Genomic DNA, 13,688 nt, shown 5'->3' with positions numbered 1-13,688 from the left:
GGTGGTGAGATCGGCGGCGGCGGTGGAGGTGGCGGCACGGTGGGCGGCACCGTCGGAGGAACGGTGGGCGGAACAGTGGGCGGAACAGTCGGTGGCACGGTCGGCGGCACCGTGGGAGGCACGGTCGGTGGAACGGTCGGCGGCACCGTGTTGCGCAGGAACCAGCTGTCGGTGGAACTGTCGCCGCCACGGAACAACAGGTATTCGTAGGGACCGTAAACGACGCGATCGGCCAAGGTGAAGGCGCTCGTGCTGCTGGTAGCGCCATTGAGCGCCTGCACCACCAGGATGCCGTCGCCGGTGGTCAGCCCGCCGGTACCGCCGACATTCGTCACGCCGATGCGCGTGGCGCCCGTCGCGCTGCCGCCGTCGATCACCAGCTTGTCGGAAGGGGGCTGGCCTTCGGCGAGTTCCGTCTGCAGTTTCAGCAGGCCATCGCGCCCGACGTAATCGCCGACGATGGTCAGGCTGTCGTTGACCGAGTTCCCGCCGTTGGTGAGATCGAGCGTGCCGGCGCTGGACACCAGCACGCGGCTGCCCGCCACCGCCGGCCGGATCGAGAACGCGCCGTTGCCCGCAAACAGGATGCTGGTGGCATCCAGCGCCAGCGTGCCCGCGCCGGTGCCGCTGTCGCCGAGCACCAGGTCCGGCCCCATCGTCAGCTGCGAATTGGACCGCAGGTCGACCAGCTCCCAGTTGAGCAGGCGATCGGGCCGCGTGCCCTGCGTGTTGAACCAGTACAGCGAATCGTTGCCGAGCCCGCCGTCGATGGGGATCGCGCGCAGCTGCGTATCGGTGAGGCCGCGGAAATCGGCACGGTCGTCTTCGCTGCCCATGTCGATCGCATTGACCAGTCCGCCGGTCCACACCAGGTAATCGTTGCCGGCCTCGGCGAGGATGGATGCATTGATCTGGCCGTCGGCCAGCGAGAACCAGTCGTCGCCGTTGCCCTGGTGGATATCGCGATTCACCTGGCCGCCGCTCATGTAGAACGTGTCGTTGCCATCGCCCTGCAGCACGTCGCTGTTGATGGTGCCGGTCGGCAGGTTGTTGATGAAATCGTTGCCCGAGCCGGTGGTGATCGAGCCGTTCTGGATGCGCCCGCCGTTGGTGATCTGCGTCTGCCCGATGCCGACGACGACGAAGCCGCCGTTCATCGTCGCCTCCGAGCCGTCGCTGGACATGTTCTGCAGCACGGTGACGCCGGTGCCGTTGACCTGCACGGTGGGGTTGAGCGTGCCGTAGTTGTAGATCGTGTTGTTGCCATCGCCTTCCAGCACGATGGGCCCGTTGAAGCGCCCGCCCACCAGGTAATTGAGCAGGAAGTGGCTGCCGCCTCCCGAAATGGTGAACGTGCCGTTGATGTTGCCGTTGTTGAGGAACACCCCATTGGGAATGTTCAACAGCGATACCGATTGCAGGTTGCCGCCGGTCACGGTGCTGCTGCCGTTGCTGATGCTGAGCACGCCGACGTTGGACACATCGAGCGGGCCGTTGAAACTGGTGTTCTGCTCGATGTTGATGCGCAGCTCGGCGGCGCCGTCGGCGCTGTAGGCGTTCACCACGTTGCTGCAGGTGACGTTGCCGGCGCCGTCGTCCACGCAATCGGCCCATGCCGCACTGGCGGGCAATGCCAGCCACAGGGCCAGGGTCAACTGGTGGCGACGGATGCGAGGGAACGCGCGGCCGTGCGAAGCCGAAGCGCGAGGCGATACCACGGAATGCAGACGACGCATGTCAGCCCTTCCCGTTGCTGCCGGTCGCGCCATCGACGCGACCGCTGGCCCCTGTCTCCTAGGGGCATCGGGCGATGAAGCGCCCGCGCCACCGTGCCGGACGCTAGCAACGGCCTCGTGAAACGGGAGTTCACGCACCGGCCGCAACACCCCGCACGGGCTCGCGGGCTGGCGGCGACAGGGGCCAGCGGCTACAATGCCGGGCATCGGTCGCCGCCTGCGGTCCCGAGTCATCCGACAGGACGACTCCCGCCCGGCAGACCTCACCAAAGCCGCGCCCCAGGCGCGGTTTCGTCTCTATGGTGGCCCCGTCGGCCCCTCGCGACGCTAGGTCGAAAATCCCGCCAGGGCCGGAAGGCAGCAACGGTATCGATCGACGCGGGCGCCGAGGTCAGCCGGCGGGGCCATCGCCCTTTCAGGGCGATGAGGCGCGGCCAATCCCGCTGCGCGGGCTTAGCCCCCAAAGTTTGCTGCGCAAACTTCGGGCCCCGGCTTCTGCCTCGCCTATCCCCCGCGCCTTCGCTCGCGGCTAATCCCGCTGCGCGGGCTTAGCCCCCAAAGTTTGCTGCGCAAACTTCGGGCCCCAGCTTCCGCCTCGCCTATCCCCCGCGGCTTCGCCGCGCCCCCCTTAACAGAAGGGGGGCTTTCCACCAGATGACATCCAGCCGTGGCCGACGCCGCGGCTTTTGTTTTCCCGTGTCCGGTCGTGGCTATCCGTGGGGCGTCCGGGGGCCATGCCCTGGCGGGGGCGTCGGGCGACATGGATGTCGCCTGACGAGCCCCGCATGGATGCAGTTTTTGGCGTCCCCCGCCAGGGCATGGCCCCCGGGCGCCGCGCGACAAAAACAGAACAGCCGCGCCTCAGATCACAATGGATGCAACCACCCCGCATCCCCCTCGACATAGCGCTCGCGCTTCCACACAGGCACCCGCGCCTTGACCTCATCGATCACATAGCGGCAAGCCGCAAACGCCGCATCGCGATGCGCCGCCGTCACCCCGACCCACACCGCCAGATCGCCGACGGCCAGCTCGCCGACCCGATGCGCACACCGCACCTCCACGATGTCGAACTTCGCCCGCGCCTCGGCCAGCACTTTCGCGCCCTCGGCCTCGGCCAGCGCCACATACGCCTCGTAGAACAACCCGGCGACCGCGCGCCCCTCGTGGTGATCGCGCACCCACCCTTCGAAACTCGCATACGCCCCGGCGCGCGAATGCGCCAGCGGCGCGCGCAACACCTGGACGTCGAACGGCACGGCATGCAAAGAGAAATCAGCCACCGCTCACCCTCCCGACACCGGCGGAATGAACACCACCTCGCTGCCCGCGCGCAGCGGCGCGGACCACTCGGCGAATGCCCCATCCACCGCCACGCGCAACTGCGCGCGCGGCCAGCCCAGCCCATGCCGCGCGGATAGCTCCTCGTACAACCCGGCCAGGTCGCCCGCAGCGGTTTCGCACAGCTCCTCGCCAAGCCCCGCCCGCTCGCGCAGGCTGGCGAAATACAGCACCTTCACCGCCACGCTCACGGCGCACGCCCCACGTCGCGACGACCGCCCCGCTTGCCCAGCAGTTTCGTCGGGCCGATCACCATCGCGTGCGACAACGCCTTGCACATGTCGTAGACCGTCAACGCCGCCACGCTCGCGCCCGTCAGCGCTTCCATCTCCACGCCCGTGCGATGCGTGCTGCGCACCGTGCACTCGATCCGCAACACCTGCTCGCCCGCCCATTCGATGACGATGCGGCAGCCGTCGATCGGCAACGGATGGCAGAACGGAATCAACTCGTGCGTCCGCTTCACCGCCATCGTGCCGGCGATCACCGCCGTATCCACGATGCCGCCCTTGGCGCTGCGCAAGGCATCGGCGCGCAGCTGCCGCGCCACCTCGGCGGGAAAGCGCACGCGCGACTCGGCCACCGCGCTGCGCGAGCTGACCGCCTTGTCGGTGACGTCCACCATCGCCGGCTGGCCGGCGGCGTCCAGATGGGTCAGCGTGCGCTTCCCCTTTTTCGATACCGCCACCCTCAACCTCCCACCAGGAACATCTCCACGTGCCGACGACCGGCCCGCGGACTCCCGCGCAATTCGCTGTAACGATCGTCGCGCGCCTGCCAGATGCCGGCGATCGCATCGGCCAACGCCGCTTCGCCGTGCGCCAGCGCCGGACGCAAATCGCGGCCCTGGCCGGCGAACAGGCAGGTATACAACTGGCCATCGGCCGACACCCGCGCGCGATGGCAATCGCCGCAGAACGGCGCGGTGATCGAACTGACGAAACCGATCTCGCCAGCGCCATCGGCAAACGCATGCCGCTCGGCCACCTCGCCGCGGTACTGCGCATCGAGCGCGCGCAGCGGCCAGCGCGCGTGGATGCGCGCATGCAACTCGGACGAAGGCACCACCTCGCCGGCCTGCCAGCCATTGCAGGTACCCACGTCCATGTATTCGATGAAACGCAGCACGTGACCGCTGCCACGGAAGTGCTCGACCAGCGGCAACACCTGGTCTTCGTTGACCCCGCGCTGGATCACGCTGTTGAGCTTGACCGGCAACCCGGCGGCCGCCGCCGCATCGATGCCGGCCAGCACGTCGCCGATGCGCCCGCGCTCGCCGGACAGGCGCGCGAACAACGCCGGCTCCAGCGCATCCAGGCTCACCGTCACCCGGCCCAGGCCTGCCTCGCATAGTGCCTTGGCATGCCGGGCGAGCAGCGCGCCGTTGGTGGTCATCGCCACGTCCTCGATGCCCTCGATGGCGACCAGCCGCGCCACCAGCGCCGGCAAATCGCGACGCAGCAGCGGCTCGCCGCCGGTCAGGCGCAGCTTGCTCACCCCTTGCCGGGCGAACGCGCGCACCAGGGTTTCGATCTGCGCGAAGTCCAGGCGCCCGGCGCTGTCCAGGCCGTGGTCGTCGGCGATGCGGTCGGCCGGCATGCAATAGCCGCAGCGGAAATTGCAGGCTTCGATCACCGACAACCGCAGATCGCGCAGGGGACGCTGGCGACGGTCGCGCAACCCCGGCAGGCCTGCCACCTGCGGCCGGGCGTTCATGCCGGCTGCCGGCGCTCGGCGCTGGGCTCGGCCAATGCCACCGTTTCGCCCGGGCGCGCGACCCGGTGCCCGCGCGCGCGCAGGCTTTCGGCATCGGCATGGCTGGCGTAGTGGTAGAGCATCATGCGTTGGCGCAGCGCGGCGGGATATTCCCGCTCCAGGTCGTCCACGCCAGTATGCGACGGGTTGCCGTGAAGGCCGCAGTCATGCGCGATCAGTTCGTCCGCATCGGCATAACGGGCCAGCACTTCGGGAATCGGACGGGTGTCGCCCGTCCACGCCAGTGCGCCCTTCAGGCGCAGGCCGTAGGCGGTCTCGGGCCAGTGGTGGCGCGCGGCGAACACTTCCAGGCGCACGTCGTCGTGCCAGAACGCATCGCCCACCGGGATCAACTGGAAGGCATCCCAGAAGTTCGCGCCGCCTTCGGCCAGCACGTTCGGGTAATCGCCCACGCGGCGGTGCAGCAGCGGCACCACGGTGGCCGGCACGTACAGCCGCGTCTGGCCACGCCGTTCGGAGAAATAGCTGTCCACGAACAGGCGCTCGAAGCCGGCGACGTGGTCCAGGTGCACATGGGTGACGAAGATCGCCCGCGGCAGGTGGCCGTAGGTGGCCTGGAAGGCGGTCAGGCCCTCGGCGCCGCAGTCGATGGTCAGCCACGGCGCGCCGTCGCGCTCGATCGTGGACATCGGCGAGCCGAGCTCCACCGCCGAGGCGTTGCCCACCCCTTGGAAACGCAGCGACCAGGCCATCTCAGTATCCCCGGTTCCAGGCCAGGTCGTAGGCGCGGCGCAGGCGGGCGAAATCCTTGTCGACTTCCTCGCGGCTGCGCTCGCCGCGCAGCTTGTGCAGCGAACGCAGCAGGCGCGCCAGGTTGGCCTCGCGCCAGCCAGTGGCGGGGATGCGCAGCACGCCGCGGTCGAAATCGATCAGCCAGCCGTGGCCGTTGCCGTCGAACAGGATGTTGTGCGCGTTGAGGTCGGCATGGTCCAGGCCGGCGCGATGGAAGCGCGCGATCAGCCGGCCGGTCTCCTCCCAGGGGGCGCCATGCCCGGCCACCAGCGCGCGGTCGGCCAGCGAGCGCACGCCCTCCAGCCTCTCCATGAGGATGGCCGCGCGGTAGCGCAGGCCCTCGCGCATGTAGAAGGCCGCCAGCGGGCGCGGCACCGGCAGCTTGCGCGCCACCAGTGCGCGCATCAGCCGGAACTCGGCAAAACTGCGCGTGCGGTTGGCGCCCTGCCACAGGTAGTGGTCGCGGCTGAGCTGGGCGGCCAGGCCGCCGCGGAGGTATTGCCGCAGCACGCAGTGGCCGAAAGGCGCATCGACGAACCACGCGCCGCCGCGACCACCCTCGCCCACCGGGCGCGCCTTGTCGCCCCAGCGCGCGGGCGAGAACAAGGAAGGATCGGCTTGCCGCAGTCGCTGACGGTCGAACAGAATGGCGCCGTATCCGCGGCCCTCGCGGCACGGCGTCAGCGCTTCAGTGGCGTCGAAGGCAACCATTCCATCGAGTCTAACAACACCATGGCGCCAGCGTCCCCTACCCTGTGTTTGCTGCGGCTATCGGCCCTGGGCGATGTCACCCACGTGGTGCCGCTGGTGCGCACCCTGCAGCAGGCCTGGCCCGATGCGCCGATGCACTGGGTGATCGATCCGGCCGGGCGCAAGCTGCTCGACGGCCTGCAAGGCGTCACCTTCCACACCTACGACAAGCGCAGCGGCCTGGCCGGCATGCGCGCGCTCGGCCGCGAACTCGCCCCGCTGGGCCGCTTCGATGCCTTGCTGCAGATGCAGGTGGCGTTCCGCGCGAACGTGCTGTCGGCCTTCATCCGTGCGCGCCGCCGCGTGGGCTACGACCGCAGCCGCTCGAAGGATTTGCACGGGCTGTTCGTCAACGAGCGCATCCCCGACCGCCCCGGCATCCACGTCCTCGACGCGATCGGCAGCTTCTGCGAGCCGCTGGGCCTGCGCCAGGACACCGTGCGCTGGGACCTGCCGGTGCCGGCCGAGGCGTGGGAATGGGCCGCAGCGCAGTGGCCCGAGGACGGCCGCCCGGTGCTGATGATCTCCCCGTGCTCCAGCCATGTGCGCCGCAACTGGTACCCGGACCGCCACGCCGCGCTGGCCAACCACGCCGCGCGCCAGGGCTGGCGGGTGGTGCTGTGCGGCGGGCGCAGCGAACTGGAACGGCAGACCGCCGACGCCATCCAGGCCCAGCTCGAAACCCCGGCGCTGGACCTGGTCGGCAAGGACACCCTCAAGCAGCTGCCGGCCCTGCTGGCGCGCGCGCAGCTGCTGGTCACCCCGGACTCGGGGCCGATGCACATCGGCAACGCGATGGGCACCAAGGTCCTCGGCCTGCACGCGGCCAGCAACCCGCACCGCAGCGGCCCTTACTCCGATCGCCGCTATTGCGTGGACCGCTACGACGATGCCGCGCGCAAGTTCCTCGGCAAGCCGGCCGACGCGCTGGCCTGGGGCACGAAGATCGAGTTCGACGACGTCATGGCGCTGGTGACCGTGGACGACGCCATCGCCGCATTCGAGCGCTACCGCGCCGACCACGGCCGCTGAAACGACAACGGGCGCCTCGCGGCGCCCGTCGGCAGGTTCGCTGGCCGGGCGCTTACGCGCCCGCGCGGTAATCCTGGTAGGACTTCTCTTCCACGTAGCTCGAACCCAGCGCCAGGTTGATCTCCTTCTTGATCCGCGCGCGCTCGTCGTTCTCGAAGTACACGCTGCGGGCCAGGCGGATGAACTCCTCGTCGAAGGCCTGCGCCTTCTCCTTGATGCGGATGTCGTCCTCGATCACCCACAGGCGCTCGTTGACCGCCTTCAGGTCGGCGCGCAGGCGGGCGATGTCGTGGCCGGCGGCCGGGTGCGCCATCCAGGTCTTCTCCAGCGCGCTGAGCTCGTTGCGCACGTTGAGCAGCTTGGCTTCGTCGCTCATGCGCTCGGACTTGATCTGCAGGATGGCGATCTTGTCGAGCAGTTCACCGAAAGAGACGGGCACGAGGATTTCGGACATGGCGGTTACCGGTTGCGCGGAAAGAAGTGCAGTCTAGCGCCCCGCACGTGGACGGCATGGCTGCAGGCAAAACAAAGCCCCCTTGCGGGGGCTTTGTAGGATGCTGGCGGGAAGGGGGGGATTCGAACCCCCGAGGCGCTATAAACGCCTGCCTGATTTCGAGTCAGGTACATTCAACCGCTCTGCCACCTTCCCGGGTGGTCCCCGGCGAACCGGGGCCGTGCATGATACGGGGCATTGCGCGCGCGGACAAGCGATCCGTTCGCCCACCGCGCACCTGCCGCGGTATTGCACCGCAGGTTGCCGGATGTCCGGCCGGCCGCGATGATGGCGTTCAATTTCGCAGCCAAACCCCTTGCCGCCGCACCATGCTCGAATTCGGACACCTGACCCATAGCGGTCTGCGCCGCGAACTGAACGAAGACACCTATTACGGCGACAGCGAGCTGGGCCTGTGGTTGGTGGCCGACGGGATGGGCGGCCACGCCTGCGGCGAACTGGCCAGCGCGCTGGCCCGCGAGACCATCGTGCGCGAGATCCGCGCCGGTACGCCGCTGGAACAGGCGATCCGCGTGGCCGACGAGGAAATCATCCGTGCCTCGCGCCGCCGCAACGACACCCTGCCGATGGGCACCACCGTGGTGGCCGCGCGCGTGCAGGGCAACCGCTTCGAAGTGGCCTGGGTCGGCGACAGCCGCGCCTACCTGTGGCGCGAAGGGCGCCTGGCCCAGCTCAGCCAGGACCACAGCTACGTGCAGGAACTCGTCGCCCAGGGCAGCCTGACCAGCGAACAGGCCCGCGCGCATCCGCATCGCAACGTGGTCACGCAGGCGCTGGGCGTCACCGACCCGGCGCATCTAAACGTGGCGACGATGACCGGCGAGCTGCGCCCGGGCATGCAGCTGCTGCTGTGCAGTGACGGGCTGACCGAGGAAGTGGACGACGCGGGCATCGCCGATGCCCTCGCCTACGAGGAATGCAGCGCGCAGGAATGCGTGGATTCGCTGATTGCCGCCGCGCTCGATGGCGGCGGTTCGGACAACATCACCGCCATCCTCGTGCGCTGCCACTGAGGGCAGCGCGGCGGCTCAGCCGGCCGCCACCGCCGGCGCTTCGATCTCTTCCGGCGCGTCCCACAGCGCGCGCCCGGCCTTCTTGCGCAGCTTGGCCAGCCGAGCTTCGTGCGCTTCCAGCTCGGAAGCCGTGGCCACCACGCGCGGGCGCGGCAGCAGCACCGACGTGCTGAACGCCACGCCGGCCCCGGCGGCCGCTTCGCTCTCCAGCGGCGCAAAGCCGATCTCTTCCTGGCCGGAGGTCAGCGCCAGGTACACCTCGCCGAGGATCTGCGAGTCGAGCAGCGCGCCGTGCAGCTGGCGGTGCGTGTTGTCCACGCCCAGGCGCTTGCACAGCGCATCGAGCGAGTTGCGCTGCCCGGGATAACGCTCGCGCGCCATCACCAGCGTATCGATCACCGTGCAGCGGTCCAGGATGCGGCCGTAGCCCTCGCCCAGCCGTGCGAGCTCGGCGTCGAGGAAGCCCAGGTCGAACTGCGCGTTGTGGATGATCAGCTCGGCGCCATCGATGAAGGCGAGGAACTCGTCCACCACGTCCTCGAAGGCCGGCTTGTCGGCGAGGAACTCCAGCGTCAGGCCGGTGACTTCCTGCGCGCCGGGCTCGAAGTCGCAATCCGGCTTGAGGTAGCGGTGGAAGTTGTTGCCGCTGGGGCGACGCTCCAGCAGCTCCACCGCGCCGAGTTCGACGATGCGGTTGCCCTTTCGCCATTCCAGGCCGGTGGTTTCGGTATCGAGGATGATCTGGCGCATGCGGCCCTCAGCTGGCGGGAGTGGCATGGCGCTGGGCCACGGCCTGGGCACGGGCGAGCTGGTCGACGCGCTCGTTGTCCGGGTCGCCATTGTGACCCTTCACCCAGCGCCAATCGATCTTGTGCCGCAGCGTCGCCTGGTGCAGGCGCTCCCACAGCTCGCGGTTCTTCACCGGATCGCCGCCGGCGGTCTTCCACTGCCGGCGCAGCCAGCCGGCCATCCATTCGGTGATGCCCTGGCGCACGTACTGCGAATCGGTGTGCAGGATGATCTGGCAGGGTTCGGTCAGCGCTTCCAGCGCCATGATCGCCCCCATCAGCTCCATGCGGTTGTTGGTGGTGTTGGGCTCGCCGCCCGACAGCGCCTTCTCGCGCCCGTTGTAGCGCAGCAGCGCCGCCCAGCCGCCAGGGCCGGGATTGCCGAGGCAGGAGCCGTCGGTGTGGATTTCAATCGACTTCATGGTTCCCCAAAGGACACGAATACATCAGATGGTGGCGACCGGGCGTCGCCAGTTCACCCCTGCCGGCACCGGGCCAACCGGGGCGATCACGCGCTTCTCCGCCTCGATCACGCACACCGCGCGCCACGGCGCCGAGCCGGCGGCTTCCGCCTCGGCGCCGGCTTCCACGCGCCAGGTGGTGCCCAGGTAGCCCGCCTGGCCGAGGCAGCGCAGCCCCGCGCCCTGCACCAGGGCACGCCAGCGCAGCGGCTGCATCACCTGCGGCCCATGGCGGCGCCAGCGCAAACGGTACGGGCTGAACGGGTTGAGCGCATAGACCCACAACCGCCCGCCCGGCATCAGGATGCGCTCGCATTCGGCCAGCAGCGGTTCGATGCCGGCCAGCGGCACATGCTGCAGGACGATGGACTGGACGCTCTCGGCCACCAGCGGCAGCGGCAGCGTGCAATGCAGGTCGCCGGCGAAGCTGCCCGGGACCATGCCCGGCCGCAGGCGGATGCCGCGGGCCTGCAGGTCGGGACGCTCGCCCGTGGGCGCGACCGGGCCGATCCACAGCCACGGCTGGGCCGGGCGGCTGCGCAAACCGTTCAGGATGCCGGGCTGCTCGGCGTCCAGCAGCGCCCGCCCCGCCCCGATATCAAACCAGGATGAGACACCGGCTTGACGGGGGAGCGACACGAAAGGCATGTTCCAATTCTATGCGACTGAGCGCCCTGCCCGCATTCGAGGACAATTACATCTGGGCGCTGGTCAGCGAGGATGGCCGCGCGATCGTGGTCGATCCCGGACAGGCGGCGCCCGTGCTGGCCGCCGCGCAGTCCGAAGGCTGGGCACCCGAGGCGGTGCTGCTCACCCATCACCATAACGACCACATCGGCGGCGTCCCGGAACTGCGGGCGCGCTGGCCGGGCCTGGCCGTCTACGCCCCGGAAGACCCGCGCATCGACAGCGCGACCCACCGCGTGGCCGATGGCGACCGCCTGGACCTGCTCGGCGAAACCTTCGAGGTGCTCGCGGTACCGGGGCACACGCTCAGCCATGTCGCCTACGTGGGCGGTGGCCGGCTGTTCTGCGGCGACACCTTGTTCAGCCTGGGCTGTGGGCGGATGTTCGAAGGTACGCCCGCCCAGATGCTGGGCTCCCTGAGCCGCCTTGCCGCCCTGCCGGGCCAGACCGAGGTCTGCTGCGGCCACGAATACACCCTCGGCAACGCCGCCTTCGCGCTGCACGTCGATCCCGCCAACGCGGCCCTGCAGCGCCGCCACACAGAGGCCCAGGCCATGCGCGATGCCGCACGACCCACCCTGCCGACGACGCTGTCTTCCGAACAGGCGACCAACCCGTTCCTGCGAACCGCCCAGGCGCAGATCCGCCAGGCGGTCGCCGCCCATCTGGGCCAGGCGCCGGCCGACGAGGTCGAGGTGTTCGCCGGCTTGCGGCGCTGGAAAGACGGTTTCCGCGCATGAAGCGCCTGTTGCTGGCCGGGCTGATTGCCGCGGCGCTGTGTCCGCTGGCCGGGCAGGCCGCCGACGACCCGCCCGCCGCCCCGCCGGCGACGGCACAACCCGCTCCCGCGCCGGCCGTGGACGCCAGCGCGCTGCTGCCCGCCTTCGCGGCCGCCGAGCCGGCGCCCGCCTCGCCCACCGCGCGCAACGGCCGCGACATCTTCCAGACCTTCCTGGCCGGGCGCGCCGACGCTGGTTGCGACGCCGAGCAGACCAGCCCGCGCTGGCAGCAGCATTTCTCCCACGCCCCCTCGCGCATGGCCAACGAGGACGACGATGTCCTGCCGTTGTTCGGCTATGTCGTGGATGAGCTGCGCGAGGCCGGCCTGCCGACCGAGTTCGCGCTGATTCCCTTTGTCGAAAGCGGCTACCGCCCCGGCGCGCGCAACGGCAGCGGTCCGGCCGGGCTGTGGCAGTTCATCGCGACCACCGCGCGCAACCACCAGGTGCCGGTGGGCAAGAGTTACGACGGTCGCCTCTCCGCCGTGGATTCCACCGACGCGGCGGTGCGCTATCTCAAGACGCTGTACGGTATGTTCGGCGGCGACTGGCGCCTGACCATCATGGCCTACAACGCCGGCGAGTACCGGCTGCTGCAGTCGCTGCGCCGCGCTGGCATGAACGCGCAGAACGCGCAGCCGGCCAAGCTGCCCGGCCTGTCGCCGGTCACTTACGCCTATGTGGAGAAGTTGCACGCGCTGGCCTGCGTGCTCGACAAGGCGCAGGCCGAGGACGGCCTGATGGCCGCGCTCGACCGCCCGGTGCCCATCCTCACCGAACACACCCTGCCCGCCGGCGCCTCGCTCGCGCAGTGGGCCAAGCAGCGCGACCTGGAACCGACGATGGTCGGTCGGCTCAACCCGGCCCTGGCCAGCAAGGCCAATGGCGCGCAGCGCGCCCTGCTGGCACCGGCGCTGGATCCGCAGGTGGCGGCCAACGCCGACGCCGAGCCGCTGCCGACCGTCGTGGCCACCACCGTGGCCGAAGCGGACGACGACACGCCCGCCACGCCCCGCAAGTCCGGCAAGAAAACCACGGCCAGCGCACGCACCCACACCGTGCGCAACGGCGAATCCGCCTGGACGATCGCCAAGCGCTACGGCATCCCGGTGAAGACGCTGCTCTCGCGCAACGGCCTGAAGGCCGGCAGCGTGCTCAAGCCCGGCATGGTGCTGGCGTTCGACGCCAAGCCCTGACGCCATCCGGATCACCCGTCAACCGTACGGAAATCCGGCCATTCGTGGCACACTACGGCGATCACTCAACACTGTGAGTAACGAAATGGGTTTCCTGCAAGGCAAGCGCGCCCTCATCACCGGCATCGCCAGCGAACGTTCCATCGCCAGCGGCATCGCCGAGGCCATGCACCGCGAAGGCGCCGAACTGGCGTTCACCTACCAGAACGAGAAGCTGAAGTCGCGCGTGCAGAAAGCCGCCGAGCAGTTCGGCAGCGACATCGTGCTGCCGCTGGACGTGGCCGACGACGCCCAGATCCAGGCCTGCTTCGATGAGCTCGGCAAGCGCTGGGACCGCCTGGACATCCTCGTCCACGCGATCGCCTTCGCCCCGCGCGAAGCGCTGGCCGGCGGCTTCCTCGACGGCCTGGACCGCGAAGGCTTCCGCATCGCGCAGGACATCTCGGCCTACTCGCTGGCCGCGCTGACCAAGGCCGCGCGCCCGCTGCTGACCGGCCACCAGAGTTCGGTGCTGACGCTGAGCTACCTGGGCGCCGAACGCGCGCTGCCGAACTACAACGTCATGGGCGTGGCCAAGGCCAGCCTGGAAGCCACCGTGCGCTACCTGGCGCTGAACCTCGGCGCCGAAGGCATCCGCGTCAACGCGATCTCGGCCGGCCCGATCAAGACGCTGGCCGCCTCGGGCATCGGCAGCTTCCGCAAGATCCTCGGCCACGTGGAGCAGTACGCGCCGCTGCGTCGGACTGTCACCATCGAGGACGTCGGCAACGTCGGCGCGTTCCTGTGCTCGGACCTGGCCGCGGGCGTCACCGGCGAAGTCACCTACGTCGATGCCGGCTACAACATCCTCGGCATGACCGGCCTGGATGACGTGGGCTGAGGC

Annotated in this window: 15 protein-coding genes, 1 tRNA gene, 1 other RNA gene and 1 pseudogene; 6 read left to right on the top strand and 12 right to left on the bottom strand. The window is 69.5% G+C overall.

Going from position 1 to position 13,688, the window contains the following annotated elements; all coding sequences use genetic code 11:
• Window positions 1-1,655 (bottom strand): annotated as a pseudogene (locus ARC20_RS18560) (hypothetical protein); the annotation flags it as partial.
• A gap of 389 nt (window positions 1,656-2,044) precedes the next feature.
• Here ARC20_RS18560 and ffs point away from each other — a divergent pair.
• Window positions 2,045-2,141: signal recognition particle sRNA small type (ffs, locus tag ARC20_RS18035), an RNA gene on the top strand.
• 461 nt (window positions 2,142-2,602) lie between these two features.
• On the opposite strand, the gene ARC20_RS14980 is transcribed toward ffs, so the two are convergent.
• From ARC20_RS14980 to ARC20_RS14955, 6 genes are read right to left on the bottom strand one after another with little or no spacing between them, the layout of a single operon-like run.
• Window positions 2,603-3,019, bottom strand: coding sequence for a molybdenum cofactor biosynthesis protein MoaE (locus ARC20_RS14980; RefSeq protein ID WP_057648525.1), 417 nt, complete (start codon window positions 3,017-3,019; stop codon window positions 2,603-2,605).
• 3 nt (window positions 3,020-3,022) lie between these two features.
• On the bottom strand, window positions 3,023-3,268 hold the full coding sequence (locus ARC20_RS14975; RefSeq protein WP_057648523.1) for a MoaD/ThiS family protein: 246 nt from the start codon (window positions 3,266-3,268) through the stop codon (window positions 3,023-3,025).
• Window positions 3,265-3,765 (bottom strand): cyclic pyranopterin monophosphate synthase MoaC, encoded by a 501-nt coding sequence (moaC, locus tag ARC20_RS14970; RefSeq protein WP_057648521.1) that lies wholly within the window; start codon window positions 3,763-3,765, stop codon window positions 3,265-3,267. The genes ARC20_RS14975 and moaC overlap by 4 nt, the downstream gene beginning before the upstream one ends.
• Before the next feature lie 2 nt (window positions 3,766-3,767).
• On the bottom strand, window positions 3,768-4,793 hold the full coding sequence (gene moaA, locus ARC20_RS14965) for a GTP 3',8-cyclase MoaA (RefSeq protein ID WP_057648519.1): 1,026 nt from the start codon (window positions 4,791-4,793) through the stop codon (window positions 3,768-3,770).
• A complete protein-coding gene (locus tag ARC20_RS14960) occupies window positions 4,790-5,545 on the bottom strand; it encodes an MBL fold metallo-hydrolase (protein ID WP_057648518.1) in 756 nt (251 codons plus the stop codon). Before ARC20_RS14960 ends, moaA begins: the two co-directional genes overlap by 4 nt.
• Before the next feature lies 1 nt (window position 5,546).
• Window positions 5,547-6,296 (bottom strand): 3-deoxy-D-manno-octulosonic acid kinase, encoded by a 750-nt coding sequence (locus ARC20_RS14955; protein ID WP_057648516.1) that lies wholly within the window; start codon window positions 6,294-6,296, stop codon window positions 5,547-5,549.
• Window positions 6,297-6,317: 21 nt separating this feature from the next.
• Between ARC20_RS14955 and ARC20_RS14950 the strand changes: the two genes are divergently transcribed.
• Window positions 6,318-7,367 (top strand): glycosyltransferase family 9 protein, encoded by a 1,050-nt coding sequence (locus ARC20_RS14950; protein WP_057648514.1) that lies wholly within the window; start codon window positions 6,318-6,320, stop codon window positions 7,365-7,367.
• Window positions 7,368-7,419: 52 nt separating this feature from the next.
• Here the strand turns inward: ARC20_RS14950 and ARC20_RS14945 are convergent, their stop codons facing one another.
• The gene (locus tag ARC20_RS14945) at window positions 7,420-7,821 is read right to left on the bottom strand and encodes a DUF6165 family protein (protein WP_057648511.1); all 402 of its coding nucleotides are present in this window, start codon (window positions 7,819-7,821) and stop codon (window positions 7,420-7,422) included.
• A 104-nt stretch (window positions 7,822-7,925) separates the two neighbouring features.
• Window positions 7,926-8,016 (bottom strand) — tRNA-Ser (locus tag ARC20_RS14940).
• 173 nt (window positions 8,017-8,189) lie between these two features.
• Here ARC20_RS14940 and ARC20_RS14935 point away from each other — a divergent pair.
• Window positions 8,190-8,894 carry a PP2C family protein-serine/threonine phosphatase gene (locus tag ARC20_RS14935; protein ID WP_057648510.1) on the top strand — a complete coding sequence of 235 codons (705 nt, stop codon included), beginning with the start codon at window positions 8,190-8,192 and terminating at the stop codon, window positions 8,892-8,894.
• Between the two features lie 15 nt (window positions 8,895-8,909).
• Here ARC20_RS14935 and dnaQ read toward each other — a convergent pair whose 3' ends face one another.
• From dnaQ to ARC20_RS14920, 3 genes are read right to left on the bottom strand one after another with little or no spacing between them, the layout of a single operon-like run.
• On the bottom strand, window positions 8,910-9,644 hold the full coding sequence (gene dnaQ / locus ARC20_RS14930; RefSeq protein ID WP_057648507.1) for a DNA polymerase III subunit epsilon: 735 nt from the start codon (window positions 9,642-9,644) through the stop codon (window positions 8,910-8,912).
• A 7-nt stretch (window positions 9,645-9,651) separates the two neighbouring features.
• Window positions 9,652-10,104 (bottom strand): ribonuclease HI, encoded by a 453-nt coding sequence (gene rnhA, locus ARC20_RS14925; RefSeq protein WP_057648505.1) that lies wholly within the window; start codon window positions 10,102-10,104, stop codon window positions 9,652-9,654.
• Window positions 10,105-10,128: 24 nt separating this feature from the next.
• Window positions 10,129-10,791: a class I SAM-dependent methyltransferase gene (locus tag ARC20_RS14920; RefSeq protein ID WP_057648503.1), complete on the bottom strand. Its 663-nt coding sequence runs from the start codon at window positions 10,789-10,791 to the stop codon at window positions 10,129-10,131.
• A gap of 11 nt (window positions 10,792-10,802) precedes the next feature.
• On the opposite strand from ARC20_RS14920, the gene gloB reads away from it, so the two are divergent.
• From gloB to ARC20_RS14905, 3 genes are all read left to right on the top strand, one after another.
• Window positions 10,803-11,570: a hydroxyacylglutathione hydrolase gene (gene gloB, locus ARC20_RS14915; protein WP_057648501.1), complete on the top strand. Its 768-nt coding sequence runs from the start codon at window positions 10,803-10,805 to the stop codon at window positions 11,568-11,570.
• Window positions 11,567-12,805 carry a lytic transglycosylase domain-containing protein gene (locus tag ARC20_RS14910; protein ID WP_057648499.1) on the top strand — a complete coding sequence of 413 codons (1,239 nt, stop codon included), beginning with the start codon at window positions 11,567-11,569 and terminating at the stop codon, window positions 12,803-12,805. Before gloB ends, ARC20_RS14910 begins: the two co-directional genes overlap by 4 nt.
• A gap of 85 nt (window positions 12,806-12,890) precedes the next feature.
• The gene (locus ARC20_RS14905) at window positions 12,891-13,685 is read left to right on the top strand and encodes an enoyl-ACP reductase FabI (RefSeq protein ID WP_057648497.1); all 795 of its coding nucleotides are present in this window, start codon (window positions 12,891-12,893) and stop codon (window positions 13,683-13,685) included.
• The last annotated feature ends 3 nt before the right edge of the window (window positions 13,686-13,688 follow it).

Source organism: Stenotrophomonas panacihumi (assembly GCF_001431645.1).
Classification (GTDB): Bacteria; Pseudomonadota; Gammaproteobacteria; order Xanthomonadales; family Xanthomonadaceae; genus Stenotrophomonas_A; species Stenotrophomonas_A panacihumi.
The sequence above is the reverse complement of the archived record's forward strand: the minus strand, read 5'-3'. Positions and strand labels throughout refer to the sequence as shown.